The 24,647-nt window shown below is 58.2% G+C and carries 18 protein-coding genes, 1 other RNA gene and 1 pseudogene; 14 read left to right on the forward strand and 6 right to left on the reverse strand.

The genetic code is table 11. The annotated features are described in order from the left end of the window. Window positions 1–51 precede the first annotated feature (51 nt). Entirely contained in the window at window positions 52–834 is a 783-nt protein-coding gene (gene istB, locus BAD_RS00780; protein WP_011742684.1) for an IS21-like element ISBad1 family helper ATPase IstB, read from the reverse strand. Continuing rightward, on the reverse strand, window positions 827–2,290 hold the full coding sequence (istA, locus tag BAD_RS00785) for an IS21-like element ISBad1 family transposase (protein WP_011742685.1): 1,464 nt from the start codon (window positions 2,288–2,290) through the stop codon (window positions 827–829). The genes istB and istA overlap by 8 nt, the downstream gene beginning before the upstream one ends. A gap of 178 nt (window positions 2,291–2,468) precedes the next feature. Here istA and BAD_RS00790 point away from each other — a divergent pair. The 8 genes and pseudogenes from BAD_RS00790 to BAD_RS00825 form a co-directional block, all read left to right on the forward strand. Beyond that, window positions 2,469–3,542 (forward strand): annotated as a pseudogene (locus BAD_RS00790) (family 43 glycosylhydrolase); the annotation flags it as partial. Window positions 3,543–3,569: 27 nt separating this feature from the next. Beyond that, entirely contained in the window at window positions 3,570–4,643 is a 1,074-nt protein-coding gene (locus BAD_RS00795) for a LacI family DNA-binding transcriptional regulator (protein ID WP_041777212.1), read from the forward strand. A gap of 313 nt (window positions 4,644–4,956) precedes the next feature. Next, the gene (locus BAD_RS00800) at window positions 4,957–6,018 is read left to right on the forward strand and encodes a glycoside hydrolase family 43 protein (protein WP_011742689.1); all 1,062 of its coding nucleotides are present in this window, start codon (window positions 4,957–4,959) and stop codon (window positions 6,016–6,018) included. A 300-nt stretch (window positions 6,019–6,318) separates the two neighbouring features. Next, the gene (locus BAD_RS00805; RefSeq protein ID WP_011742690.1) at window positions 6,319–7,599 is read left to right on the forward strand and encodes an extracellular solute-binding protein; all 1,281 of its coding nucleotides are present in this window, start codon (window positions 6,319–6,321) and stop codon (window positions 7,597–7,599) included. Window positions 7,600–7,686: 87 nt separating this feature from the next. Then, window positions 7,687–8,637 carry a carbohydrate ABC transporter permease gene (locus BAD_RS00810; protein ID WP_011742691.1) on the forward strand — a complete coding sequence of 317 codons (951 nt, stop codon included), beginning with the start codon at window positions 7,687–7,689 and terminating at the stop codon, window positions 8,635–8,637. Next, window positions 8,637–9,524, forward strand: coding sequence for a carbohydrate ABC transporter permease (locus BAD_RS00815; protein WP_011742692.1), 888 nt, complete (start codon window positions 8,637–8,639; stop codon window positions 9,522–9,524). Before BAD_RS00810 ends, BAD_RS00815 begins: the two co-directional genes overlap by 1 nt. 7 nt (window positions 9,525–9,531) lie before the next feature. Beyond that, entirely contained in the window at window positions 9,532–10,803 is a 1,272-nt protein-coding gene (locus BAD_RS00820) for a family 1 glycosylhydrolase (protein ID WP_011742693.1), read from the forward strand. A gap of 186 nt (window positions 10,804–10,989) precedes the next feature. Further along, window positions 10,990–11,166: a hypothetical protein gene (locus BAD_RS00825; protein WP_231837099.1), complete on the forward strand. Its 177-nt coding sequence runs from the start codon at window positions 10,990–10,992 to the stop codon at window positions 11,164–11,166. Between the two features lie 123 nt (window positions 11,167–11,289). On the opposite strand, the gene BAD_RS00830 is transcribed toward BAD_RS00825, so the two are convergent. Then, window positions 11,290–13,596, reverse strand: a complete 2,307-nt coding sequence (locus BAD_RS00830) for a transglycosylase domain-containing protein (protein ID WP_041777215.1) — start codon at window positions 13,594–13,596, stop codon at window positions 11,290–11,292. A 220-nt stretch (window positions 13,597–13,816) separates the two neighbouring features. Here BAD_RS00830 and BAD_RS00835 point away from each other — a divergent pair, with 220 nt between their 5' ends. Next, window positions 13,817–14,959 carry an inositol-3-phosphate synthase gene (locus BAD_RS00835; protein ID WP_011742695.1) on the forward strand — a complete coding sequence of 381 codons (1,143 nt, stop codon included), beginning with the start codon at window positions 13,817–13,819 and terminating at the stop codon, window positions 14,957–14,959. A gap of 226 nt (window positions 14,960–15,185) precedes the next feature. Here BAD_RS00835 and glf read toward each other — a convergent pair whose 3' ends face one another. After that, a complete protein-coding gene (glf, locus tag BAD_RS00840; protein ID WP_011742696.1) occupies window positions 15,186–16,364 on the reverse strand; it encodes a UDP-galactopyranose mutase in 1,179 nt (392 codons plus the stop codon). A gap of 133 nt (window positions 16,365–16,497) precedes the next feature. Between glf and ffs the strand changes: the two genes are divergently transcribed. From ffs to BAD_RS00860, 5 genes are all read left to right on the forward strand, one after another. After that, window positions 16,498–16,594: signal recognition particle sRNA small type (gene ffs / locus BAD_RS08685), an RNA gene on the forward strand. A gap of 53 nt (window positions 16,595–16,647) precedes the next feature. After that, complete coding sequence (locus BAD_RS00845; protein ID WP_011742697.1) at window positions 16,648–17,739, forward strand: phosphatase PAP2 family protein; 1,092 nt, start codon at window positions 16,648–16,650, stop codon at window positions 17,737–17,739. A gap of 111 nt (window positions 17,740–17,850) precedes the next feature. Continuing rightward, window positions 17,851–20,928: a type I DNA topoisomerase gene (gene topA / locus BAD_RS00850; RefSeq protein WP_041777216.1), complete on the forward strand. Its 3,078-nt coding sequence runs from the start codon at window positions 17,851–17,853 to the stop codon at window positions 20,926–20,928. A gap of 121 nt (window positions 20,929–21,049) precedes the next feature. Then, window positions 21,050–21,703 (forward strand): dTMP kinase, encoded by a 654-nt coding sequence (tmk, locus tag BAD_RS00855; protein WP_003807542.1) that lies wholly within the window; start codon window positions 21,050–21,052, stop codon window positions 21,701–21,703. Further along, window positions 21,700–22,848 (forward strand): DNA polymerase III subunit delta', encoded by a 1,149-nt coding sequence (locus tag BAD_RS00860; RefSeq protein ID WP_011742699.1) that lies wholly within the window; start codon window positions 21,700–21,702, stop codon window positions 22,846–22,848. Before tmk ends, BAD_RS00860 begins: the two co-directional genes overlap by 4 nt. A 42-nt stretch (window positions 22,849–22,890) precedes the next feature. Here BAD_RS00860 and BAD_RS00865 read toward each other — a convergent pair whose 3' ends face one another. Continuing rightward, window positions 22,891–23,946 (reverse strand): LacI family DNA-binding transcriptional regulator, encoded by a 1,056-nt coding sequence (locus BAD_RS00865; protein ID WP_011742700.1) that lies wholly within the window; start codon window positions 23,944–23,946, stop codon window positions 22,891–22,893. 227 nt (window positions 23,947–24,173) lie between these two features. Then, the gene (locus BAD_RS00870; RefSeq protein WP_003807548.1) at window positions 24,174–24,434 is read right to left on the reverse strand and encodes an HPr family phosphocarrier protein; all 261 of its coding nucleotides are present in this window, start codon (window positions 24,432–24,434) and stop codon (window positions 24,174–24,176) included. Window positions 24,435–24,647 lie beyond the last annotated feature (213 nt).

Below are 24,647 nucleotides of genomic sequence, written 5' to 3' on the forward strand. Positions count from 1 at the left end.
GTTCAAAATGGACACCGTCACCGGCGGCCGGGTTGGTTCCGCTCTTTTCGTTTATTTCATCAGGGAGTGGCTGTTGCGGTATGACTCGCCACGGAACCTGACGATCCTTCCGTGGTGCACGATGCGGTCGATGACCGCGGCGGCCATGTCGCCGTCTCCGAACACCTCGCCCCACCGTCCGAACTCCAGGTTCGTGGTGAACACCACGCTCCGCTTCTCGTAGGAATCCGCGACGACCTGGAACAGGAGCCTGGCCCCGTCGATGTCGATCGGCAGGTAGCCCAGCTCGTCGATGACCAGCAGCCTGGCGCGGCCTATCGCGCGCAGTTCCGCGTCGAGCCGGTTCTCGTCCCTCGCCCGCCGCAAACGCATCACCAGCGACGACGCGGTGAAGAACCTCACCGGCATGCCCCTCTCGCACGCCAGCATGCCCGTGGCGATCGCCATGTGCGTCTTGCCGCATCCCACGTCGCCGTAGAGCACGAGGTCCTCGGCCCGGTCCACGAAACCGAGGTCCATGAGCTGCTCGCGCCCCCAGTCGGCGGGGAACGACGCCATGCCCCAGTCGTATCCGTCGAAGCCCTTGACGCACGGGAATCCCGCGTTCCTGATCAGCCTGGCGCGCCTGGATTCCGTCCGGCTGGCGTTCTCGGCCCTGAACAGGTCGGCCAGCACGCCGAGCTGGCCGGGCGTGGCGCCCGCGACCACGGAACGCAGCACGCTCCTGGTCAACGGCAGCCCGCATGCGAGCTCCATGACCTCGTCCGGGGTGGACTTGCTCACGGTCCGCCCGCCCCTGCGTCCGCCCGCCGCGGCGTCCGTCGACTCACTCATCGCCGTCCTCCCTCATGAACCTGCTGTACGTGTCGAGCCTGGCCCTCGATTCGGGACCGTCGCCCTGCGCGATCCGCCTGGCCGTCTGGTCGATCGCGGCCCTGTCGGGCCTTCTGCCCGCGGCGACGATCTCGACGACGGCCATGACGGCCGCACGGAAGCCACTCACCACGGCCGCGTGGCGGATGTCGTCGACCAGCAGGCCGCGTTCGCGCGGCTCCATCCGGTCGAGCAGCACGCGCGTCTCCTCCGGGAAGTCGGAGCGTATGGGACTCTCGCCCCACGAACGCGGCTTGCGTGCGATGATGGCGAGCAGCGACAGCGGGTCCATCGCGGTGTCGGGGCTGCGCCCCCACCTGCGCTCCAACGTGACGATCGGCTCGCCGTCCATGGAACGCAGCTCGACCCGCAGGGCCCGCACGCCGGCCATGAGACGCATGGAATGCCATTTCGGGCCCGCGAGGTAGCGGTTCGAGTCGATCGTGACCGTTCCGGTCCTGTCGGCCTTCACCCCGCGCCAGTCGCACGCGTCGAACATGGACGGCGGCAGCGGGAGCATGTGGTCGAGGTCCGTCTCGAACAGGTCCCGGATCGGCACGTCCTCGCGGTAGTGGACGCCGCGCGCGATCTCGTCGCAGCGTTCCAACCACGCGTCCGTGAGCCGGTCCCATCCCTCCGCGGACGGCGTCGGCACCATCAGGTTGCGGCGCAGGAAACCGACCGCGTTCTCCGTGCTTCCCTTCTCCCAGCCGGAATAGGGGTTGCAGAACCTCGTCTCGAAGCCGTAGTGCGCGCAGAACAGCGAGAACAGCCTCGTCTGGGTGACGGTCCCGTCGGCCCTGCGGTGGCCGACCCCGGTGGCGTTGTCGAACACTAGCACGCGGGGGACCATGCCGGCATGGGAGAACACCTTGTTCAGACCATGGCACACGCATTCCGCGGTCTCTCCCGGCAGCGCGGCCACGTATCTCATGTTCGAGTACGGGAACGAGACCACCAGGAAATGCACGGTCCGTTCCACGCCGGCGACCACGGCCAGGGCCTGGCCGAAATCGACCTGCGCGCTGCCCGGCGCCCATTCCAGCTCACTGAACCCCTCGGCCTCGCCGCGGTGGCGTTGGCGCCAGCGCTTGACCCATCGCTGCACCGACGAATAACTGCCCTCGAAGCCGCATTCCTCCACGAGCCGCTCGTGTACGCGCCGGGCGGTGTGCCGCTGTTTGCGTGGCATGCGCCGGTCGGCCTCGAGCCATTCGTCGGCCTTGCGCGCGTACTCGCCCGCGACCAGGGAACGGCTCGCAGTTCCCCCGGTCGGCGGAACGGGCGAATAATCGCGGGTCGCGTACTTGACCACGGTCGTCCGCGAAACGCCCAGTTCCCTAGCTATCTGCGTATGCGTCAGGCCTTTCGTCTCGAGCTGCCTGATACTCTGTTGAATACGCACCGGTGTCGTCATTCCTTTCCTCCCGAGGACCATGTGTTGGTTGTTAGCACTCGGGAATCTATCAGGAACCGTACGGCACCGGCGCTTTTCTTCCGCCGATGCCATTTCCGTCCGCCGTCCGTGTCCAATATGAACGCTTATGCCGTTCAGATTTGGTGGTGACGCCGTACACGTTTATTTGACCATAAACACGGTGTTCGCGTGGAAGTTCAACGGCAAGCCGATGTTCATGTTCATCGCCACCGATGACACCGACGGCAATTGCGTGGATCCGAACGACGGCAGGACCCATATGCCGCTGCGCATCGCCGACTCCATCGAAGCGCTTTCCGACGCCGCGGGCGGACAGGCCAAGGAGATCGATCTGCTCGCATGCGGCGATCTCAATAGCGAAGATCGTCCGATGACCGGCTGCTTCTGGGCTCCGGAACTGCATGTGATCGGCGGCAAGCTGTCGGTCCTGTTCATGCCCTGCTTCGATGGGCCGCGCGTCAATCCCGACGGCACCCCCAACGATCGTGCCGGCAAACCGGACATGTGGACCGGCAGCTGCCACATCATGCAGCTCAAGCAGCATTCCGACGGCACGGATTTTGATCCGCGCGAGCCGGAGAACTGGACGGTGCCCGAGCCTATCCTCGACCCGGATGGCGAGACGCTCAATCCAATCCAGCGCATTTCGCTTGACATGACCGTGCTGTGCGATTCGGGCCGCTGGTACTACGCATGGCAGCAGGTCGGCAGCATCTGGATCGCCAGCTTTGACCCGGCTCGTCCGGCGAGGCTCACCAGCAAGCCGAAGCAGATCGTCGTGCCGGAATTCGCATGGGACAACATGATCGCCGAAGGACCGAACGCCATCGTGCATGACGGAACGATTTTCCTGATCTACTCGGGCTCGCTGGTCGGCATCGACTACACGACCGGCCTGGTCACCGCCCCGGCCGGACAGGGAGCCGATCTGACCGACGCCAGCGTATGGACGAAGCTCGATTATCCGCTGCAGAAGTCCGGCATGTACAACGGGCGTTGGCAGCTCGGCACCGGCCACGGCATGTGGTCGCATGACGAGGACGGCAACCTCATCTACGTGTTCCACAACGCCGAATACGAGCACGGCCGCTATGGTGGCCGCGACGCCCAAGTGCGCCGCGTGCATTGGTCCAAGGAGGGCATGCCCATTCTGGATATGCAAACGGCGGAGGAGCTTGACCCCGACTATGCTGGTGTAACAATGGAGGTTGGTTTCTTCGATGCCGACTGAGTCCGCTGAATGACAAAAGGGGTATATATGCCGAAGCGAACGGGGGGAAACGGCGAGCATGTCGTGACCATGCGTGAGGTGGCCAAGGCGGCCGGAGTGTCGATCAAAACCGTCTCCAACGTGGTCAACGACTACGAATTCGTCTCGCAGGCCACGCGCGACAAGGTCAACAAAGCCATCGCGGAACTGGGATACACGGTGAACGTATCGGCGCGCAACCTGCGCCGAGGGCAGACCGGCATCATCGGCTTGGCCATTCCCGATCTGCAGATGCCGTATTTCGCGCAGCTGTCGTCGCTGGTCATCGAAGAGGCGAAGAAAGTCGGTTTGCGCGTGATTGTGGAGCCGACGCAATATTCGCGCGATGGCGAGTTGGAAGCGCTGCACGGGTCCCAGCAGATGATGATCGACGGCCTGATCTACAGCCCGTTGGAGCTTGGGCAGGATGACGTCGAGCAGCTGAAGGTCGATTATCCGCTCGTGCTGGTCGGCGAACGCATCTTCACCGATCAGGTGGACCACATCGCCACCGAGAACGTCGAAGGCGCGAAGCGTGCCACGCAGTATCTGCTGACGACCGGTTGCCGCCGCGTGGCCGTGGTCGGCGTTCATCCGGGGGAGAAAGTCGGTTCCGCCGCACTGCGCTACCAAGGGTATCTTGAGGCGCTGGAGGAGGCCGGCGTCGAATTCGACGATCGGCTGGTCGTCGAATCGGGCATGTGGCATCGTAGTGACGGCGTGAGGGCCATGAACGCGTTGTTGGATTCCGGCGTCGAAGTCGATGGCGTCGTCGCGCTGAACGACATGCTGGCTTCCGGCGTGATGCACGCGATCCAGATGCACGGCTTGCACATTCCCGACGACATCTCCGTGGTTGGTTTCGACAATTCCGACGATTCACAGTACCTGTCGCCGGCGCTGACGTCGATCGCGCCGGGACTTGAAGCGGTCGCCCGTCTGTCGGTGAAAGTGCTCAAGGAGCGCATCGACGGCCGTGACCCGAATGCCGACAGGCCGGGGGAGAAGGTCTTCCGCAAGGTCGCATCATCGCTGGTCGTGCGCCAATCCACCAAACTCCCCATCGATTCCCTCGTCCTCTGAGCTTTCGCTTGCCTTCCGGCAAGTTTCTCCCAGCGTGCGTACCCATTGAGTCGGCTCTTCCCCCAAGGTGCCGCCGCCGGGCATGGGCGCTCGGCCGTAAGCTTGGCCGAACGGCCTTGAGTGTGTCGAGCACCCATGACCGACGGCGGCACCGACATTGGCATGAATGGCGCAAACGATGGACGCCCATGCCCAGCGGCAGCACCGCATCCAAGCATCTTCCGACAATGACGCGCCCAAGTTGTTACAACGATGTAAGAATGATATATTCAACGTTGTAAATACTGGAACAACGGATTGAGAAGGACTAAACATGGTTGTTTACAACAATCCGATCGTGCTTCAGCGCGCAGACCCCTGGGTGCTCAAGGTTGACGGCGAGTATTATTTCACCGCCTCCGATCCGGAATACAACTGCATCGCCATTCGTCACGCGTCGAATATCAACGATCTGCAGAAGGCTCCCGAGACGGTGGTGTGGCGCAAGCACGAATCCGGCCCGGCGAGCATCTACATCTGGGCCCCTGAACTACATCGCATCAATGGCGCATGGTATATCTATTTCGCAGGCGCCGCAACGGATTTCGAAGCATCCGGCCTGCCGACGCACCGCATGTTCGTGCTGGAGAACACCGACGACGATCCGACTTCCGACAACTGGGTGGAGAGGGGCCAGATCATCACCCCGATCGACTCCTTCGCACTTGACGCCACCACCGAAGTGATTGATGGCGTGCAGTATTTGGTATGGGCGCAGAAGGATCCCGCCATCGAAGGCAACTCCAACCTGTATATCGCCAAGATGGCCAATCCGTGGACGCTGGGCAGTGATCCCGTCATGCTGACCAAGCCGGAATACGACTGGGAATGCATCGACTTCCTGGTCAACGAAGGACCGGCCTTCCTGTTCCATGGGAACAAGATCTACATCACGTATTCCGCCTCCGGCACCGGCGTTCCGTACGCCGTGGGACTGTTGACCGCCGAGTGCGGCAGCGATCTGCTGGACAAGGCCTCCTGGACTAAGAGCCCGGTGCCGGTGTTTAAGACCTGCGCCGAGAACGGTCAGTATGGTCCGGGCCACAATTCATTCACCAAGTCCGAGGACGGCACCGAGGACCTGATGATCTACCACTGCCGCAACTACACGGAAATTAAGGGCGATCCGCTGTTCGACCCGAATCGCCACGCGCGCGTCGGTGTGGTCAAGTGGACCGCCGACGGTCCGGATTTCGGCGTGCCGGAACCCGACAATCTGTGGACCCCTACCACCACGGACGTGCTGCCGGCCGATGGCGGTCCGCTCGCGGGAACTCCGTGTGTGTTAAGTGCCGCAAGTACAGGTTTGCATGGCTCTTCTATCGGTGTGTCATAAAGTTGTACAACGATAGAAAAAGTTGTATAATCAAAATTACAACGTTGAAAATATTGTTTAATCCAACGAGGTGATGTTGCCAACAAAGAAGTCGGTTAATTTTATTGTGGCGTTGAGGGAATCTCTGAATGCCGAAAAAGGAGGAGGGTCTATAACTACATGTTTTTGACTTGATTGAGCATTATGTACTTCCATCGTGCCGCTAATGAATGATTTTGGCGGTCGCGAAGGGGTGCGGGCTATGAAAAATAAGAAGCTGTTACAGAGGCGTAGCGGCAAATCGGATAAAGGAGAAAAAATATGAATAAGGGAATCAGGGCAGCTGCGTTAGTTGTAGCTGCTGCATCCGTGATTTCTCTTGGAGCATGTGGTGGCGGCTCAAAGGCCGCAGGCTCCAATGGCGGAGTGACAGAGCTTAGTGTATGGAGCGGTTTTACTGAGAATGATGGGAAAGTAGTTCAATCTATTGCTGACGATTTCAATAAATCGCAAAGCAATGTGAAGGTGACAATTGAACAGAATCCTTGGAATGTAATTAATGATAAACTTCTGTCTTCAATTTCTGCTGGTAATGGTCCGGATGTGGTGACTTATCAGCCAGATGGTGCAAAAGGCTTCATCAAGCAGGGGGCTATTGTCTCTACGGATGATTTCTATTCCGATTCTTCTAATGAGACAAGTCATTACCGTAAGAATGTTGTCAAAGATGGAGAAGTGGACGGTAAACATTATGGAGTGCCAATGGGCCATGCTCCATATTCCGTCTATTTCAACAAGGCTATTTTTGATGCGGCTGGAATCACGGAGGATCAATATCCTAAGACGTGGGATGATCTTGCTGCTCTTGCGTCAAAGTTGACCGTTGATAAGGATGGAGATGGTACTCCTGACCAGTATGGGATTGCTCTTGCTGATAAGGACGCTGGATATCTTCCGATATTTTTACAGGGAGCCGGAACAGATTTAGTTGTTGACGGGAAGGCTAACCTGACTTCTAAGAAATCTAAGGATACACTTACTTGGATTCGTGATAATTTCTATGCGAAGAAGTCCTCGCCGAGCAATCTTTCGCTTGTGGATGCTCAGACGTTGTTCTGCTCCGGTAAGGCGGCGATGTTCTGGATCGGGCCTTGGATTGTTAATGCTGCCAAAGAGAAAGGAATTGAAACCGGCACATTTGAAATGCCGAAGGGGCCGGAGAAGCAGGTCACAGAAGTTGCGGCTAACTATTGGTATACGACTTCACAGGTCGACGGTAATGATGCTAAGAAGAAGGCTGCTTATGCTTGGATGAAGTTCTTTAATAATAAAAAGAATCAGATTACTTGGGCGGTTAAGGCAAACTACCCACCCAATCGTACGGATGTTACTGCTGACGATATGAAGAGCAACAATTTCGTTTCTCAAATTAGCCCTTATATGGATCATTCCAGTCTGCTTCTTGGAAGTGTTCCGTCTGGGTTTGCAGATGTTCAGTCTGAACTAAATGCTCTTGGCCCAAAGATTTCTGAATCTACGGGTGACTTGACGGATATTCTACAAAAATCTAACGATAAAATTCAAGGATATATTGAGGAATGAATTAATTTAAGCTGAAGAGAGGGTGCGAGTATCAATTGATTTGCAGCTGGGGCTCGCACCCCTTTTTGAAGCTGGGAGGGAAAGTAGATGCGTGCATCATCAAGTGGATACAAGCCACCACGCTCATTGGTCACAAGTGATTCTCCTGTCCGTCGGAATGAAATGAAGCGGGCTCAGACACGAATGGGTTGGTTATTCAGTGCTGCTGCAATTGTGATTATCGGGGCATTCGTTTTTTATCCTGCTTTTTATGCGCTGTGGATGAGTTTTACCAATGCGACGGGATTTAATAAGCCTCAATTTATTGGAGTGAAAAACTATACGGATTTATTCTCCAATCAAGATGCTGTACATGCTCTTTTGAATACGCTGATATATACGGTTATTTATATGCCGCTACTAATTATCGTAGCTTTGGCTGTTGCGATGCTTCTTAACCGTGATGATTTACCTTTGAGAGGGTTTTTCCGGTCCGCCATCTTCCTCCCGTTTGTTATTTCTATGGCTGTTGCCGCAATGGCGTGGCAGTTCATTCTTGACCCAAATTTAGGCTTCCTGCCATATTGGTTATCCAAGATTGGCATTCATATGGGTGATGTACTCGGTAGCACTACATGGGCCCTTCCTACGGTTACTGTGGTTGGTGTATGGAAGAATTTTGGTTATTTTATGGTCATCTTTCTTGCAGGATTGCAAGGGGTTTCGCATGAGCTATATGAAGCGGCGGAGCTTGATGGTTGCGGTGCGTGGAGAAAGTTTACTTCTGTTACGCTTCCGGGGCTTCGTAGCACTATGACTTATGTCGTCATAATGGCTTTGATCCAGTCTTTCCAGGCGTTTGATCAGATTTATGTCATGACGTCTGGTGGTCCTGATCATATGACTGAGACGGTTGTTTATCGAATCTATACTGAAGGCTTCCGTAATTTCCATCTTGGCGCAGCTTCGGCTCTTAGCTATGTTTTGCTGGTTTTCACCTTCATTGTGGGGGTTATCCAGCTTGTCCTTAATAACCGTTATGAAAAGGAGTCCATGTGATGAAAAAAGGATCAGTGGTTTCTGCATCTCACAATTCATCGCGGTACATTACTCCACGAGTATTATTGGGCCGCGTCGGAGTATATATACTTCTAATTCTAACTTCATTAATTACTGTTTTTCCGTTCTTTGTTTGCTTGGTTACATCATTTGCGCCGAGCAAAGAAGTCAATGCCTGGCCTCCGAAGCTGATTCCGTCTTCTTTAACGCTGGATAATTATGTACAATTATTCAACCGAATTCCTGTAGGAACACAGTTCAGAAATTCTGTGATTTTTGCCGGTTTCGTTACGCTGTTTTCTGTAGCGTTTGACGCATTGGCCGCATACGCATTGTCCAGACTCGATTTCCGAGGACGGAATGTGTTGTTGTTCGTGCTAATTGCGAGCATGATGGTACCATACCAAGCGCTCCTTATTCCAACGTATAAGATGCTCTCTTCCATGGGGCTTATCGGTAATTACAACATGGTTGCCATGATTTTGCCTCGTGCCGCTGATGTTGCAGGTATTTTTCTACTCCGACAATTTTTTATTTCATTGCCTCGAGATCTTGACAATGCTGCTCGCATTGACGGGGCGAATGAGTTTCGCGTCTTTTGGTCGATTGTGTTGCCGAATGCAAAACAGGGGCTGTTTACATTAGCTTTATTCAATTTTATGAACAACTGGAATGATTTGCTTTGGCCATTAATTATGACATCTAAGTCTGATGATCGCACATTGATCGCGGGACTTTCTCTGCTTAATGGCTCCGTTGGAGGAGCGATTCCGTATGGAATCATGATGGCTGGCGCAGTTATTGCCGCTATTCCGCTGGTAATCATATTCGCCTTTGTCCAAAAGCAATTTGTCGAAGGCGTTGCCATGAGTGGTATGAAAGGATAATGAAATCATGGTTAATCAAAAAGTCTCGCCTGTAAAAAAGTGGTTTGAGAATAAAGAAAAACTCAATTTTTCATTAGGAATTGAAGATACTTTTATTCCTCAGACTCGTCCAGGTATGCGTGCCTTAGATGAATATGAGCTAACTAAGCATTATGAATGCTGGTACGACGATATTGGTCTTATATCGGAGACTGGGGCGAATCAAACAAGATGGGGCATACCTTGGTATTTGGTAAACCCTGCGCCTGGCAAATTCCGTTTTGATTGGCTTGACCGGGTTGTAGACCGTTTCGAAGAAATCGGTGTTGATGTCATAGTCGATCTTATGCATTATGGAACACCGTTATGGCTTGATAATGGTTTTTTAAATACTGATTATCCAAAGTATGTTGCCGAGTATGCGGCAACAGTGGCGCAGCGTTATCAGAACCGGCTCAATATTTGGACTCCGTTGAATGAGCCATTGTTGAATATGATGTACTGCGGCCAATATGGCTATTGGCCACCGTATCTTGTTGGTGATGATGGGTTTGTTAAGTTGTTCCGGCAGATTACTAAAGGGATGATTTTAACTCAGCAAGCGATTAGCGAGGTGTCGCCAGAATCTACATTCGTGAATGTTGAAGCATCATTCCGATTCGCTGGTGATGTGGATGCATACTCTGATGAGGTAGGTTTCCTAAAACAACGCAGGTTCCTTGTGGAAGACACAATTATGGGTCGGATGAATTCGAATCATCCTCTCTACGGTTGGTTATCCAAGCATGGTATTCAGGATGATGACTTCCAGTGGTATCTCGATAATTCAATAAAACCGGATGTAATTGGCGTTAATTACTATCCTCAGGTGTCCACAGTGAAGTATGTGGCAGGAGATCCGCATGATGGTTCGCCATATGATCCACTGCCATTCCAAAATGATGGTGTCGAGGGGCTCAAAGATGTACTGACTTTGTTCTCGGAAAGATACGAATTGCCAGTATATTTGACTGAAACGTGTTCTCCTGGTCCTGTCGAGGAAAGAATCCGTTGGTTGCATGAATCGGTAGCGGCTGTGGATGAATTGCGTGCAGAGGGTATGAATCTTATTGGCTATACTTGGTGGTCTTTGTTCGATATGATGTATTGGGTTTATCGAGATGAGGACAAACCTGCCGAACAGTATCTTGCTCAAATGGGATTGTGGGATCTACGAGCAAATGATCATCTTTCGTTTGATCGTATTCGTACTGCAGCAGTTGATGAGTACCGTCGTTTAGTGGAAGCCCATCGTAAGTGAAAAGGTTGTAATTTGCGTATGCACTTGAAGTAATATCGTGCTTAAACACGATGAAAAGATGCCGCAGGAGTTCTTCGCAGCGGCATCTTTCCATATCTAGTAATTGAGATATCAGAACTCTGTTGCAAACTGTTAATCGCCAACCACCACAACAACGGTGGCGCGGACGACGAATGGTACTTGTTCGTGGACGTGATTCCGTCGATCGGATACCGTCCGATGGTCAGCCGCGATCTCGATCAGGGCTGGGTGCCGTTGCAGGCGGACGATTACTTCCTCACCGCGCATACGAAGCACGGTGGCGTCGCCTCGCTGACGCGCGCCGAATACGACCGTCTTGCCCAGCATGTGCATGCATTCTGACAAACGACGTTGACGACCATGCGCCCGCGTGTGCACGCGGCAAAACCAAGGGGGCTTCCCGGAATAACCGGGAAGCCCCCTTGCGTATTTGCTGACCGCGACGGCAATCGCAGTCAGCGACTGCTATTGCTGCGATGTATCGCCATTGGCGCCGTTATTACCGGAATTATCGTCACTGGTTCCTCCGCCATTGCCACCGTTGGTGTCGTTACCGTCGCCGTTAGCGGGGATACCGCCGCTATTACCGCCGTCGCCACCGCCCTGACCGGTATTCTGCGTTTCCTCGGTCTGATTCGGCGTGGTCTGTTGGGTGTTCTCCTCGGTGCGCGGAGTCACGGTGGTCTGCTGCTTTCTAGTCCAGGTCTTCTGCGCGCCGGTGCCCCACGTACCGTCCGGTCCGCCGACCTTGCCGTTATCGGTGGCGTCGGGGAACGTTTCGTTCGGAGTGTCGGCAAGGGCCTGCTTCATGTATTCGGTGAACAGATGCACGGGGTAGTCGCTGCCGCCGGTCCATCGGCCGAACGAAGGGATCTGCTGCGGATTGCCGTTGGCGTCCGGATACCACATCGCCACAGAAGTCAGCATGGACGGCGTATAGCCGATGAAGCTCGCTGCGTTGGAATCGTTTGCGGTGCCTGACTTGCCGGCAATGGTGTGCCCAGTGGCACGCGCCTCGGTGGCGGTGCCTCGCTGGACCACGCCGGTAAGCGCCTTCGTCACGAGATTCGCGTTGTTCGCTTCGAACGTCTGCTCCGCCGAGGTCGGCGCGTTGTACAGGTCGGTGCCGTTCGCCGTCTGCACTTGGGCAACGATATGCAGCGTCGGCTTGTTGCCTTGGTTGGCCAGTGTGGCGTATCCCTGCGTCATGTCCTTGAGGGTCAGGCCGTTGTTGCCGAGCACGGTGAACGGGTTGGAACCATCCAAAGACGAATCGTCAACGCCGGCCTGCCGTGCGGTTTCGGCGATTTTCTGCGCGCCGAGCTTGGTTTGCAGATCCATGTACACGGTGTTCGAGGATTGTTCCGTCGCCGTGTACAGGTTCACGTATCCCAGATTCTCGCCGCCGTAGTTGCTCACCGTTTCGGTGATGCCCGGGAACGTCCGGTACGAGTTGCCGTTGAAGTACGTGTTGAGGCTGACGCCTTCGTTGACGGCGGCCAGCAATGCGAACGGCTTCATGGTGGAGCCGACTTCGTACGTTGCCTGGGTGACGTTGTTGAGCTGCTTGGTCAGGTAGTCGTCTCCTGCGTACAGCGAGATGATGGAACCGTCCTTGGGGTTCACCGACAGCGCGCCGAACTGCATGCCGTCGGGCACGATGCCTTGCATGCCGTTTTGGGAGGGACTGATGGTGGAGAACATCAGGTCCTGCTTCGATTTGTCAATGGTGGTGACGATTTTGTAGCCGCCGGTTTCCAGGTCCTGCTTGCTGAACGCCTTGGTGTTGACGAGTTCGTTCTGCACCATCGTCAGCAGGTATCCGTTCGGTCCGGACATCTGGTTGTTTTGTTGGATTTCGATGGTTTGCGGGAATTTCGCGGCTTTCTTCTCGTCCGGCGTGATGTAGCCGTCTTCGTCCATGATGTTCAGCACGCGCTTGTAACGTTTTTCAGCTTGCTTGGGATTCACGTCGGGGGTCCATACGCTCGGCGCGGGAATGATGCCGGCAAGCATGGCCGCTTCGGAGAGCGTCATATCCTTCGCGTCCTTGCCGAAGTACGCTTTGGCCGCTGCCTGGATGCCGTATGCGCCACGGCCGAGATAGATGGTGTTCATGTAGTTGCACAACACCTGGCTCTTGTCCTGTGCTTGGGCGATTTTGACCGCCAGGAACGCCTCACGCAGTTTGCCCACGTACGAGGTGGTTTCGCCCAGATAATAGCGTTCCGCATACTGCTGGGTGATGGTGGAACCGCCCTGCCTGCTACCGGTGGTCAGGTTGTTGTAGAACGCGCGTGCGATGCCGATTGGATCGATGCCCTTATTGGTATAGAAGGAGCGGTCTTCCGATGCCACGATCGCGTTGCCGACGTAGTCGGGCAGGTCTGCGCAGCTGATGATTTCGCGATTCTGCTCCGCATAGCTGCCGATCGGCGTGGTGCCGTCGTTGTAGTACACGGTCGTCTTTTCGGCCAGCGCGAACTTTTCCGGCTGTGGGATTTCCGTGGTGATGTACATGTAGGCGAACAGGCCGATACCTGCCGCGATGAGCGCCGCGAAGATGCCGAGCACCCATTTGAGCACGAGATGCTTGTGTTTTCTGGTCTTTTTGGGTGCGCGATGCGAAGTGTGCTTCGGCCCCTGGGGCGGCTTGCTCAGCACTTCTCCATGGACCCCGTAGGTGGTGCCCACCCGTGGCGTCGTGGACGTTGCGCTGCCGCTGCGGGCGCTTTTTGAGCGTGAGCTGACACTTCGTGTTCGTGAAACCATGGTTTCCACCGTAGCCGAACGACCTGAAAAACAAGGGTGTAGATAGTGCTGTCCGACTGGAAAAACATGTTTTTGCGCAGCTTTTTTACAAATCGACAATCTGTTGACGACTGCCGTAATATGGCCGTTTTTCAGTGATTTTTCAGTTTACAATGCGGTTTGTGGGTATGCTTGGGGATTGGTATACCTGCGAAACGCATAACAGAGGAGTCGTTTTCAGATGAGCATTCGAGTGGCTATCGCCGGCGTGGGCAATTGCGCCTCGTCGCTGGTGCAGGGCGTTGAGTATTACAAGGACACCAAGGACGAGGATAAGATTCCCGGCCTGATGCACAACAATTTCGGTGGCTACCGCGTGCGTGACATCGAATTCGTCACCGCGTTCGACGTCGATGCGCTGAAGGTGGGCAAGGACCTGTCCGAGGCGATTGGCGCTTCTCAGAACAACACCATCAAGTTCGCGGACGTGCCGAATCTGGGCGTGGAGGTGCTGCGTGGCCCGACTAACGACGGCTTGGGCGAATACTACCGCCAGATGATCGAAGAGTCGGACGCCGAACCGGTGGACGTGGCCCAGGTGCTGCGTGACAAGAAGGTCGACGTGCTGGTTTCCTACCTGCCGGTTGGTTCCGAGAAGGCGGACAAGGCTTACGCTCAGGCCGCTATGGACGCTGGCTGCGCGTTCGTGAACTGCCTGCCGGTGTTCATCGCCTCCGATCCGGAGTGGGCGCAGAAGTTCCGTGACGCTGGTGTGCCGATTGTCGGCGACGATATCAAGTCGCAGGTCGGCGCCACCATCACGCACCGCGTGCTGGCCCGTCTGTTCGAGGATCGCGGCGTGCGTCTGGATCGTACGTACCAGCTTAACGTCGGCGGCAACATGGACTTCATGAACATGCTGCAGCGTTCCCGCCTGGAATCCAAGAAGATCTCCAAGACCCGCGCTGTCACTTCCGTGGTGCCGCACGAGATGGATCCGCACAACGTGCATATCGGCCCGTCCGATTACGTGGCTTGGCTTGACGACCGCAAGTTCGCCTTCGTGCGTCTTGAGGGCACCACGTTCGGCGATGTGCCGCTGAACCTCGAATACAAGCTCGAGGTGTGGGATTCCCCGAATTCCGCCGGTATTGTGATCGACGCCGTGCGTGCGGCGAAGATCGCGCTCGATCGTCATCTGGCCGGTCCGGTTCTGGCTCCGAGCTCCTACTTCATGAAGTCTCCGGCCGTGCAGCACGAGGATGGCGAGGCCCGCCGCTTGGTGGAGGAATTCATCAAGGGTGAGGTCGAAGGCACCGAAGAGCAGCTTGACGCCGATGTGGCGGCCGCGAAGGCCGCCGGCAAGGATGTGTGGCGCGCATAGCGTGCGTTGCTGACGGCAGACCCGCGATGGCAATGGCAACCATCTCGTAGGTCTCGACCCACTCGCCTGATTCGTAGGCAGAATCAGCATATAATGAAAATCCCTATGGCCTGGGGTAATGCCATAGGGATTTTTGTTGTCCCGGAAACGCTGCGGCGGTGGCGGCCAATGGTCGTGCGCCGTCGCAGCGTGAACGGGAATCATATATTGCGCAATGTATATCGCGTCACTTTTTGAGGAGTGGTTCGACCTGTTCCTCGTACGCGGTCAACGCGGTGTCGATCACGTTGTGCATGTCGTAATACTTGTACGTGCCCAAACGGCCGCCGAACACGGTCCTCGGCTCGGCCTTCGCGAGCTCCTCGTACCTCGCGTACAACGCCTTGTCGGCCTCCGTGTTGATCGGATAATACGGCTCGTCCCCGCGCTCGGCGAAACGGCTGTACTCCTCCCACACCACGGTCCTGTCCGGGTTCTGCGAAGCCCTGCGCTCCGGGTTGAAGTTCTTGAACTCGATCGCGCGCGTGTACGGCACGTCCGGGTCGGAGAAGTTCATCACCGGGCATCCGAAATGGTCGCCCTCGTCGTAACGCACCTCCCTGAAGTCCACCGTACGCCACTTCAGCTCGCCCAGCGAGTAGTCGAAGTAGCGGTCCACCGGACCCGTGTACACCACCGGCACGCCCGCCGCGGCCAGCGCCTTCCTGTTGTACGGCTGGGACTCGTCGAAGAAGTCGGTCCTGAGGGTCACGTGGATGCGCGGATCGTCGATCATGCGCTCCATCCAGGCGGTGTAGCCGTCCGTGGGCAGGCCCTCCCACGTGTCCCTGAAATACCGGTTGTCGTAGTTGAAGCGCACCGGCAGGCGGTTGATGATGCCCGCGGGCAGGTCCTTCGGATCGGTCTGCCACTGCTTGCCCGTGTAGTTCTTGATGAACGCCTCGTACAGCGGGCGGCCGATCAGCGAAATGCCCTTGTCGTTGAGGTTCTTCGGGTCCGTGCCCGCCAATTCGCCGGCCTGCTCGTCGACCAGGGCCTTCGCCTCGGCCGGCGTGTAGTGCGCGTGGAAGAACTGGTTGATGGTCCCGAGGTTGATCGGCAGGGGATACACCTCGCCGTCGTGCGTGGCGTACACGCGGTGCACGTAGTCCGTGAAGCTTGTGAAACGGTTCACATAGTCCCAGACCCTCTTGTTGGACGTGTGGAACAGGTGCGCGCCGTACTTGTGGATCTCCGCGCCGGTCTCCTCGTCCATGTAGCTGTACGCGTTGCCGCCGATATGGTCGCGCACGTCGATGATCTCGACCCTCACGCCCAGGTGCTCGACGGCCTGCTGGGCCACGGTCAGGCCGAACAGGCCCGCGCCCACGACCACCAGATCGGGATACTCCACCGCATCAGTCATAACAAAACAACCTTCCAAACGTTATCGATGCTTATCGCAGCCACGCAAACGCACAGGGGCGGCGTGCGATTCCTTCTCAAGTGTACCCGTGCGTCTAGTCGGTGCGGCGAGGTCCGGGCATGGTGTAATATGGCAAGAGCCTCCGCGTGGCGGTATGTCACCCAACTCCCCCAGGGCAGGAATGCAGCAAGGGTAAGTGGCCTCTTCCGGGTGCGTGGAGGTTTTTCTATATCTTCTCCGATTCGTTCCCCACAGTAGGGGCGATGCCGTATTCTCGGTGACTATGACCAACGAATTCAAGCCACTTGTCCGAGATCCACAGCAGCCTGTGAACATGCTTCAGCAGCCCACGGCAGCAACGCCTGCGGAACCGTTGGAATCGTTGTCGTTCCCTGATATGCGCGAAGTCGAGGCGGTGCTTTCTCCGCAGGATGTCAACAAAGGCTTGGCTCAGGTGGATCCGCTGACCCGCCATCCGCGCGTGTCCAGCATCGTGCTGTGCGTGGTGTTCGGTCTGCTGATGCTTGCCGCTTCCGCCGGCGTCTGGTGGCTTGGCGTGCGTACCATGGACGGCCAAAGCTATGAGGATATCGTCTGGTCGAAATTCGATGCCGCGTTGCCGGGTTGGCTGGCGCCGGTCGTGCACGTCTTCGCCATTTCCGCAGTGGTCATCACCGTCAGCGTCATCATGGGGGCAATCGCGTTTGCCGTGCTGATCGTGCGCAAACGGTGGCTGTCGATCGCGCAGCTCGCTGTATTCGGAGGCCTGTGTTTCGCCGCGGCCGAACTGTTGAAGCCGCTGCTGCCACGCCCGTATCTTATTAATTTGGAATCGAATCCTAATAATTCCGCGTCTTCCGGGCATGTCATCCTTGCCGCTGCGGCAAGCGTGATGCTGCTGTGCGCCGTGCCGCGCGTGCTGCGTGCGCTGGTGGCGGTGATTGGTTGGGCGTATACGGTGCTGGTCGGATTGTCGGTGATCGCGGCGCAATGGCATCGTCCGACCGACGTGATTATGGCGCTGCTGATCGTCGGCGGACTGGCGTTGCTGGCGCTTGCCACCACGTTCGCCAGCGGCATGGATGAGCCGGGCACGCGCGTCTCGTCGGCAAGCGTGCAGATCGTCGGCAGTGTGATGCTGACGATTGGCGTATTGGGCATCCTGTACGGCGCGTATATCATCTGGCAGATTCAGCCGGGACTCGCCATGAGCGCCGAATGGACGAATGCCGGCGCGTACGTTTCCACGGCGCTGCTGACGGCCGCCGTTTCCGCGCTGGTGCTTGGCATAACGCTCGCCATGCGTCAGCTGACCGCCTCGCCGTTGACGAAACTGGGTTTGGTGGGAGCGCCGCCCGCACCGCCGAAGCGCTGAAAACAGCCGGTTCCGGGCATGCTGCCGTCCATACGCCACACGGGCGGTTTGCCATTTCTCCGTATTCAGTGAGTATTATTGCGTTGCAATCACTAGTAATAAGGAGTGGCTATGGCTACCGGCAGCAAGCTCGTTATTGTGGAGTCTCCTACCAAGGCGAAGAAGATTGGCGGATACTTGGGCTCCGGATACACGGTCATGGCATCGGTCGGCCATATCCGCGACCTTGCCCAGCCCAGCCAGGTGCCGGCGGCCGAGAAAGCCAAATACGGCAAGTTCGGCGTGGATATCGAAGACGGGTTCAAGCCGTATTACATCGTGGACGGCAACAAGAAGAAAACCGTTGCCGACCTGAAAAGCGCGCTGAAGAAGGCAGACACCCTCTACCTCGCCACTGATGAGGATCGCGAAGGTGAGGCGATCGCATGGCATCTTGTGCAGACGCTGAAGCCGAAGGTGCCCGTCAAGCGCATGGTGTTCCACGAGATCACGCCGGAAGCGATCAAGGCGTCGCTGAACAACACGCGTGATGTGGACGCCGCCATGGTGGACGCCCAGGAAACCCGTCGTATTCTGGACCGTCTGTACGGCTATGAGCTGTCCCCGGTGCTGTGGCGCAAGGTCGGTCCGGGCCTATCCGCGGGCCGCGTGCAGTCCGTGGCCACCCGTCTGATCGTGGAACGTGAGCGTGAGCGCATGGCGTTCGTGCGTGCCCCCTATTGGGATGTCACCGCCACGCTGGAAGCGCCCGACGCCGACGGCAACAATGTTGCGTTCGATTCTCGCATGGTGTCGCTTGGCGGCCGTCGTTTGGCCGGTTCCAAGGATTTCGGCGATGATGGCCAGCTGACCGCCGCCGGCGTCAAAGACAACGTCGTGCAGCTGGACGAAACGCACGCGAATGCGATCGCGCGATCGCTGGAATATGCGACGTTCACCGTCTCGTCGATGGAAACCAAGCCGTACCGTCGCCGTCCGGTGCCGCCGTTCACCACGTCCACGCTGCAGCAGACGGCCGGCAATCGCCTTGGCATGAGCTCGCGCCAGACCATGCGTGCCGCGCAGGGGCTGTACGAAAACGGTTTCATCACGTATATGCGTACCGATTCGGTGACGCTGTCGCAGGAGGCGATCGCGGCCGCCCGTGAAGCGGTGTCGCGGCACTTCGGCGAAAAGTACTTGTCCGATGCGCCCAAGCAGTACGCCACGAAGACGGCGGGCGCGCAGGAAGCCCATGAATGTATCCGACCGGCGGGCGCGCATTTCCGCGATCCGGCTGAAATCGCCACCAAAGTGCCGGCCGACCAGCTCAAGCTGTACACCCTGATCTGGCAGCGCACGCTGGCCTGCCAGATGGCCGATGCGACCGGTTCCACCGCCACCGTGCGTCTGTCCTCGCCGACCGAAGCCGACGGCGAGGCCATGTTCCAGGCGTCCGGCACCGTCATCGAATTCCCCGGCTTCATGAAGGCCACCGGCGAGGGCCGCCGTAGCGTTGTCGACGCGAAGAAGAGCGCCGAGGCGGCGGGCGTGAAGATTGGCGATAAGGCCGAAAAGTCTGCGAAGGCTTCGAAGAAAACCGATGACAACGTTTCCCTGCCGCCGATGCAGCCGGGCGACGAGCTTGCCGCCGTGGACGTTGCCGCGGACGGCCACGAGACCCAGCCGCCGGCGCGCTACACCGAAGCGTCGCTCGTCAAAACGTTAGAACAGAAGGAAATCGGCCGTCCGTCCACGTATGCGAGCATCATCTCCACGATCATCGACCGCGGGTACGTGTACGAGCGTGGCCGTGCGCTGATTCCGTCCTGGCTGGCGTTCTCCGTCACCAAACTGCTTGAAACGAAGTTCCCGAAGTATGTGGATTACGAGTTCACCGCCGATATGGAAACCGGCCTCGACCAGATTGCTGGTGGCCATGAGACCGGCAAGGCGTGGCTGACCCGCTTCTACTTCGGTTCCGGCGATGGTGCGGCCCAGTCCGCCGACGAGGCGCATGAGGGCCTGCAGCAGCAGGTGGCGCAGCTTGGCGAGATTGATGCGCGTGAGATCAACACCATCGATATCGGCGATGGCCTGCACGTGCGCGTCGGCCGTTATGGCCCGTATCTTGAGGACATGAAGCATCTGGATGCGGAAGGCAATCCGAAGCGCGCCTCGCTGCCGGATACGCTCGCTCCGGATGAGCTGACCGTCGAGGTCGGCCACGATCTGATTGAAAACCATTCCGGTGGGCCGCGTGAACTGGGCAAGGACCCGGTGTCCGGCGGCACCGTCGAGGTACGCAATGGCCGGTTCGGCCCGTACGTGGCGTTGGTCATGCCGAGCGCGGAAGATGCCGGCGATACCGCTGCCGAGTCCGCCGCAGGCAAGGCGGGCAAGACGAAGCGTTCCGGCGGTAAGAAGGCGGCTTCCGACCGTCCGAAGATGGCGTCGCTGTTCAAGACGATGAGTCCCGAATCGCTGACGTTGGAAGACGCGCTGAAACTGCTGAGCCTGCCGCGCGAAGTCGGCTCCTACGATGAGGCGAACGCCGAAACCGGCGAAATGCAAACGGTTACGGTCATGGCCAACAATGGCCGTTACGGCCCGTACCTGACCAAGACCGGTGCCGACGGCAAGTCCGACACGCGTTCGCTGGCTTCCGAAGACGAGATCTTCACCGTCGACTTGGAGAAGGCCAAGGAACTGTTCGCGCAGCCGAAGTACGGACGCGGTCGTGGACGTGGCGCGGCCAAGCCGCCGCTGCGCGACTTGGGCACCGATCCGGAAACCCAGAAGCACGTGACCATCAAGGACGGCTTCTACGGCGCGTACATCACCGACGGCGAGACAAACCGTACACTGCCGAAGCAGTATGCGCCCGAATCGATCGAACCGGCCGAGGCGTTCCGCCTGCTGGCGGAGAAGCGCGCGCAGGGGCCGTCGAAGCGTCGTGGCCGCAAGACGGCTGCGAAGGGAGCCAAGAAGGGCGCTGCCAAAGGAGCGAAATCCGCGAAGAAGGTGAGCGCGACCGAACAGGCGCGTGCCGACCGCCGTGCCAAGGTGCGTGAACTGGCCGACAAGGGTTGGGCGAATACGCGTATAGCGAAGGAGATCGGCTCCACCGCGTCCACCGTGAAGGCTGACGTCGACTGGCTGACCGCCAACGAAGGCTACGCGCGTCCTGAAGTCGTTCCCGCACGCTGACGTTATGCGGCGCGCGAAACGTCGCACGATCTGATGTTCCGCAAGACAATCGGCATCGTGCGACACCAAGCCGTGGGCCGAATGGCCGGGCACGGCAGGGGCGCACGGTACAGTGAAAGGCATGCAGGGCACTTTTATCTCGTTTGAAGGCGTTGACGGCGTGGGCAAGACCACGCAGGTCGAACGGTTGCGCGCATATGTTGAATCTCAGGGCCGCGAATGCGTGGTCACGCGCGAGCCGGGCGGCACCGCATTGGGCGTGGCGATTCGCAAAATGCTGTTGCACGGCGTGGATACGGGGGATGAGAACGATTGTGCCGACATCGCCCCGCGTACGGAGGCGCTGTTGTTCGCCGCCGACCGCGCGCAGCACGTCGCGGAAGTGATTCTGCCCGCTCTGCAACGCGGCGCGGTGGTCATCACCGACCGGTATCTCGATTCCTCTTTGGCGTACCAGGCGGGCGGCCGCGAGCTGACGGCCGCGGAAATCCGAAACCTGAGCATGTGGGCCACGAACGGTCTGCTGCCGGAACGCACGTATCTGCTGGATATGGATCCGGCGCAATCGCATGCGCGGCTGCAGCATGCCGAAGACCGCATGGAGGCGGCCGGCAACGACTTCCAGCGTCGCACACGCGTCGCGTTCCTCGACTTGGCTGAACGTGAGCCGGAACGGTTCCACGTCATTGACGCAAGCCAGTCCATCGAAGACGTGTGGGCGCGTATCAAAGCCGATTTCGACACCGTGAGCACCGCTGACGGGGGTATCGCATGAGCGTGTGGAACTCCATAGTAGGCCAAGCGCAGGTGGTCGAACAGCTGAAGGCCATCGCCAGCGGCGACCCGAAGGCCATCGCGCAGTCGTGGCTGATTTGCGGCCCTCCCGGATCGGGCCGTTCCAACGTTGCCCGCGCGTTCGCCGCCGCGCTCGAAAGCCCCGATCATGGCCTGAACGATGAGCCGACCAAAACCACCGAGCAGGTGCTTGCCGGCACCCACCCCGACGTGAGCGTGCTGGCCACCAACAAAGTGACCATCGGCATCGGCGAGGTGCGTGACATCATCACCACATCCGAGCAGATGCCCGGCACCGCGCCGTGGCGCATCATCATCATCGAAGACGTCGACCGCATGATGGAACGCACCACCAACGTGCTGCTGAAGGAAATCGAAGAGCCGAGCCCGCACACCATCTGGCTGCTGTGCGCGCCCAGCGCCCAAGACGTGCTGCCGACCATCCGCTCGCGCACGCGCATCGTCAACTTGGCCGTACCGTCCAACCAGGCGGTGGCGAAATTCTTGGAATCGCAAGGTTTCGAGCCGAATATCGCGGCGCGTGCGGCACGATTGTCGGAGGGGCACATCGGCATCGCGAGCCTGTATGCCAAGGACGAACGCGTCATGACGGACCGCGACGAGCTCATCGTCGGCGTGCTCGGCTTGCATCGCGCGTCGGATGCCGTGCTATTGGCCGGCAACCTCATCGACAACGCGAAGGCGCAGGCCGAAGCGGAAGTCAACGTCAAAGCGTCCGAAGCGGAAGCCGATTTCCGCCGCATCAACGGACTCGGACCCAAAGACCGCATACCCCCGAAACTGCGTGGCGCATACAATGCGATCGCCAAAAAAGACGAGCTCAAACGACGTGCCACCAGACTCACGCGTGACGTGCTCGACCGTGCGCTCAATTCGGTCGCCAGCATCTACCGTGACGTGGCGGTGCTGCAGAACAACGCCGAGGACGCGGTGGGGCTCATCAACCTCGAAAACCGTTCCGCCATCACGGAATTGTCGGTACGGCTCGACCGTGCCGGAGCCGTGCGCCGGCTGGAGAACATCGCCACCGCGCGCCGCAGGCTCAACGGCAACGGCAATCCGGTTTTGGTGTTCGAAGCGCTGTTCTGCGCGCTGATTCCGTGATTTTCGTAATTTCCAGTAATTACCGGCGATTCGATTCGCGATTCACCGGCGGAACACCGAGGAATCCCGCACAATAAGCTGCGGGGCAAGCATGACTCGGGGCGCGCGCACGCTGCCGCCTGGCGCAGCAGCCGTCTCCGCCGCGCCTCCGGCAGGACCGGAAGCCAGCAATCGTAAGCATTCCGACACAATACGCTCAAACGGCGCACGCACCGACGTCAGCCGAGGCATGGTGGTACGCGCGATGGCGGAATCATGGTAGCCGACCACCAGCACGTCCTCCGGCACGCGGATTCCCAACGCGTCGAACGCCACCATCACGCCGAACGCGATCGCATCGTCGGCGCAGACCACGGCTTCCGGCTGTACGAGCGGCCCGTTGAACAGCCGCATGGCGCAATCGAAACCGCGCTGCACGGTACGTTCGCCGAACTGGTTCCAGTTTTCGCTGGTGACAAGCCCGTAAGTGCGCATATGCGTGTGGAATGTGGCGAACAGTTCCGCCGATTCGAAAGACAGCTCGTCACCGGCCATATACGCGGCGGACGCGATGCCCTGCTCGGCCAGATGTTTGACAATCGCCTCCATCGCGGCGTTTTCGTCGATGCCTACCACGGACACGCGCGGCGCGGTCTGCCGTCCGCAGATCTGCACGATCGGCAGCGTGTTCGCGTACTGGTTCAACGTTCCGGCAAGGTCCGCGCCGGCCGCGGGCACCACGATCAGCCCGTCCACATGGCGGTTGACCAGCGATTCGATGCGTTCCGCCTGCGCTTCCTGCGTGGCTCCGATGCCCAGCAGCAGCTGTTGCGATTCGGTGTCGATGGTCGGCTCGATCTCGTCGAGCAGTTGCGCGGAGAACGGTTCCGTGGCGCTCGGAATGACCAGACCGATGGTTTTCGTTACGTCGCTGCGCAGCGCGCTCGCCGCGTAGTTGACGGAATAGCCGAGTTGTTTGGCGGCTTCGCGCACGCGGCGGGCGATATCGTCGTCCTTGCCGCGTTTGCCGGACAGCACGCGTGAGACGGTGGCGATGGACACGCCGGCCGTCGCCGCGACGTTGGTGATTGAGCTGCCGCTGTCGGTTCTGCCTGCCATGCGCTGTCCTTTCCGTCGTGTCCGGCTTGCGTTTGCCGGCTCCCTAAGTGTTTTTCAAAATGCCCTAAAGGGTGCCCTGAACCCCTGTGTGCTTCTCGGTCAAAGGTCTGGTCTGATGAACCGGTTCGAGCCGCGAAGAGCTTATTAAGAATAGAACGACCGCCCGTCGAATATGGCGGGCGGTCGAAACGTTCGTACGTCAGTGCGTCAGTGCGTTATGCGGTGCGTCACTCGGCGTTGACGAGGATGTTGGCCAGGTTGTCGGCCACGGCCTCGGCGTTGTCGCCTTCGACGTTGATGACCACGGTGTCGCCCTGCTTGATGCCCAGACCCATGATGGACAGGATGGAGCCGGCCGGAACGGCGTTGCCGCCTTCCTTGGCGATGGTCACGGTCTGGCCGGAAGCGGTGACGGCCTGTGCGAACATGGCGGCCGGACGGGCGTGAATGCCGACCGGATCGTTGATGACGAGATTGCGGGTTGCCATAATGGTCTCCTTTGTTGTGGTTGGTGGTTGGTTTGCTTACGTTGGGTTGTCTCGATATTTACACGTCGATGTATATCGATTTTTGCATATCGATTGCATTATGCGGCTTTTGCCGGCATCTGCATTTCTTGCGATTATCATAGCACAGTTTTTACGAAACACAGAAAACGTTTACCGGTTTTGTTTTGCGGGAATTTCGTGTATACTAATCGC

The organism is Bifidobacterium adolescentis ATCC 15703, from assembly GCF_000010425.1.
In the GTDB taxonomy this organism is placed as follows: domain Bacteria; phylum Actinomycetota; class Actinomycetes; order Actinomycetales; family Bifidobacteriaceae; genus Bifidobacterium; species Bifidobacterium adolescentis.

Bases quoted from the DNA above. Each gene is read 5' to 3' on its own strand.
- istB (WP_011742684.1), bottom strand. From the start codon at position 834: ATGAGTGAGTCGACGGACGCCGCGGCGGGCGGACGCAGGGGCGGGCGG.
- istA (WP_011742685.1), bottom strand. From the start codon at position 2,290: ATGACGACACCGGTGCGTATTCAACAGAGTATCAGGCAGCTCGAGACG.
- BAD_RS00795 (WP_041777212.1), top strand. From the start codon at position 3,570: ATGCCGAAGCGAACGGGGGGAAACGGCGAGCATGTCGTGACCATGCGT.
- BAD_RS00800 (WP_011742689.1), top strand. From the start codon at position 4,957: ATGGTTGTTTACAACAATCCGATCGTGCTTCAGCGCGCAGACCCCTGG.
- BAD_RS00805 (WP_011742690.1), top strand. From the start codon at position 6,319: ATGAATAAGGGAATCAGGGCAGCTGCGTTAGTTGTAGCTGCTGCATCC.
- BAD_RS00810 (WP_011742691.1), top strand. From the start codon at position 7,687: ATGCGTGCATCATCAAGTGGATACAAGCCACCACGCTCATTGGTCACA.
- BAD_RS00815 (WP_011742692.1), top strand. From the start codon at position 8,637: ATGAAAAAAGGATCAGTGGTTTCTGCATCTCACAATTCATCGCGGTAC.
- BAD_RS00820 (WP_011742693.1), top strand. From the start codon at position 9,532: ATGGTTAATCAAAAAGTCTCGCCTGTAAAAAAGTGGTTTGAGAATAAA.
- BAD_RS00830 (WP_041777215.1), bottom strand. From the start codon at position 13,596: ATGGTTTCACGAACACGAAGTGTCAGCTCACGCTCAAAAAGCGCCCGC.
- BAD_RS00835 (WP_011742695.1), top strand. From the start codon at position 13,817: ATGAGCATTCGAGTGGCTATCGCCGGCGTGGGCAATTGCGCCTCGTCG.
- glf (WP_011742696.1), bottom strand. From the start codon at position 16,364: ATGACTGATGCGGTGGAGTATCCCGATCTGGTGGTCGTGGGCGCGGGC.
- BAD_RS00845 (WP_011742697.1), top strand. From the start codon at position 16,648: ATGACCAACGAATTCAAGCCACTTGTCCGAGATCCACAGCAGCCTGTG.
- topA (WP_041777216.1), top strand. From the start codon at position 17,851: ATGGCTACCGGCAGCAAGCTCGTTATTGTGGAGTCTCCTACCAAGGCG.
- tmk (WP_003807542.1), top strand. From the start codon at position 21,050: ATGCAGGGCACTTTTATCTCGTTTGAAGGCGTTGACGGCGTGGGCAAG.
- BAD_RS00860 (WP_011742699.1), top strand. From the start codon at position 21,700: ATGAGCGTGTGGAACTCCATAGTAGGCCAAGCGCAGGTGGTCGAACAG.
- BAD_RS00865 (WP_011742700.1), bottom strand. From the start codon at position 23,946: ATGGCAGGCAGAACCGACAGCGGCAGCTCAATCACCAACGTCGCGGCG.
- BAD_RS00870 (WP_003807548.1), bottom strand. From the start codon at position 24,434: ATGGCAACCCGCAATCTCGTCATCAACGATCCGGTCGGCATTCACGCC.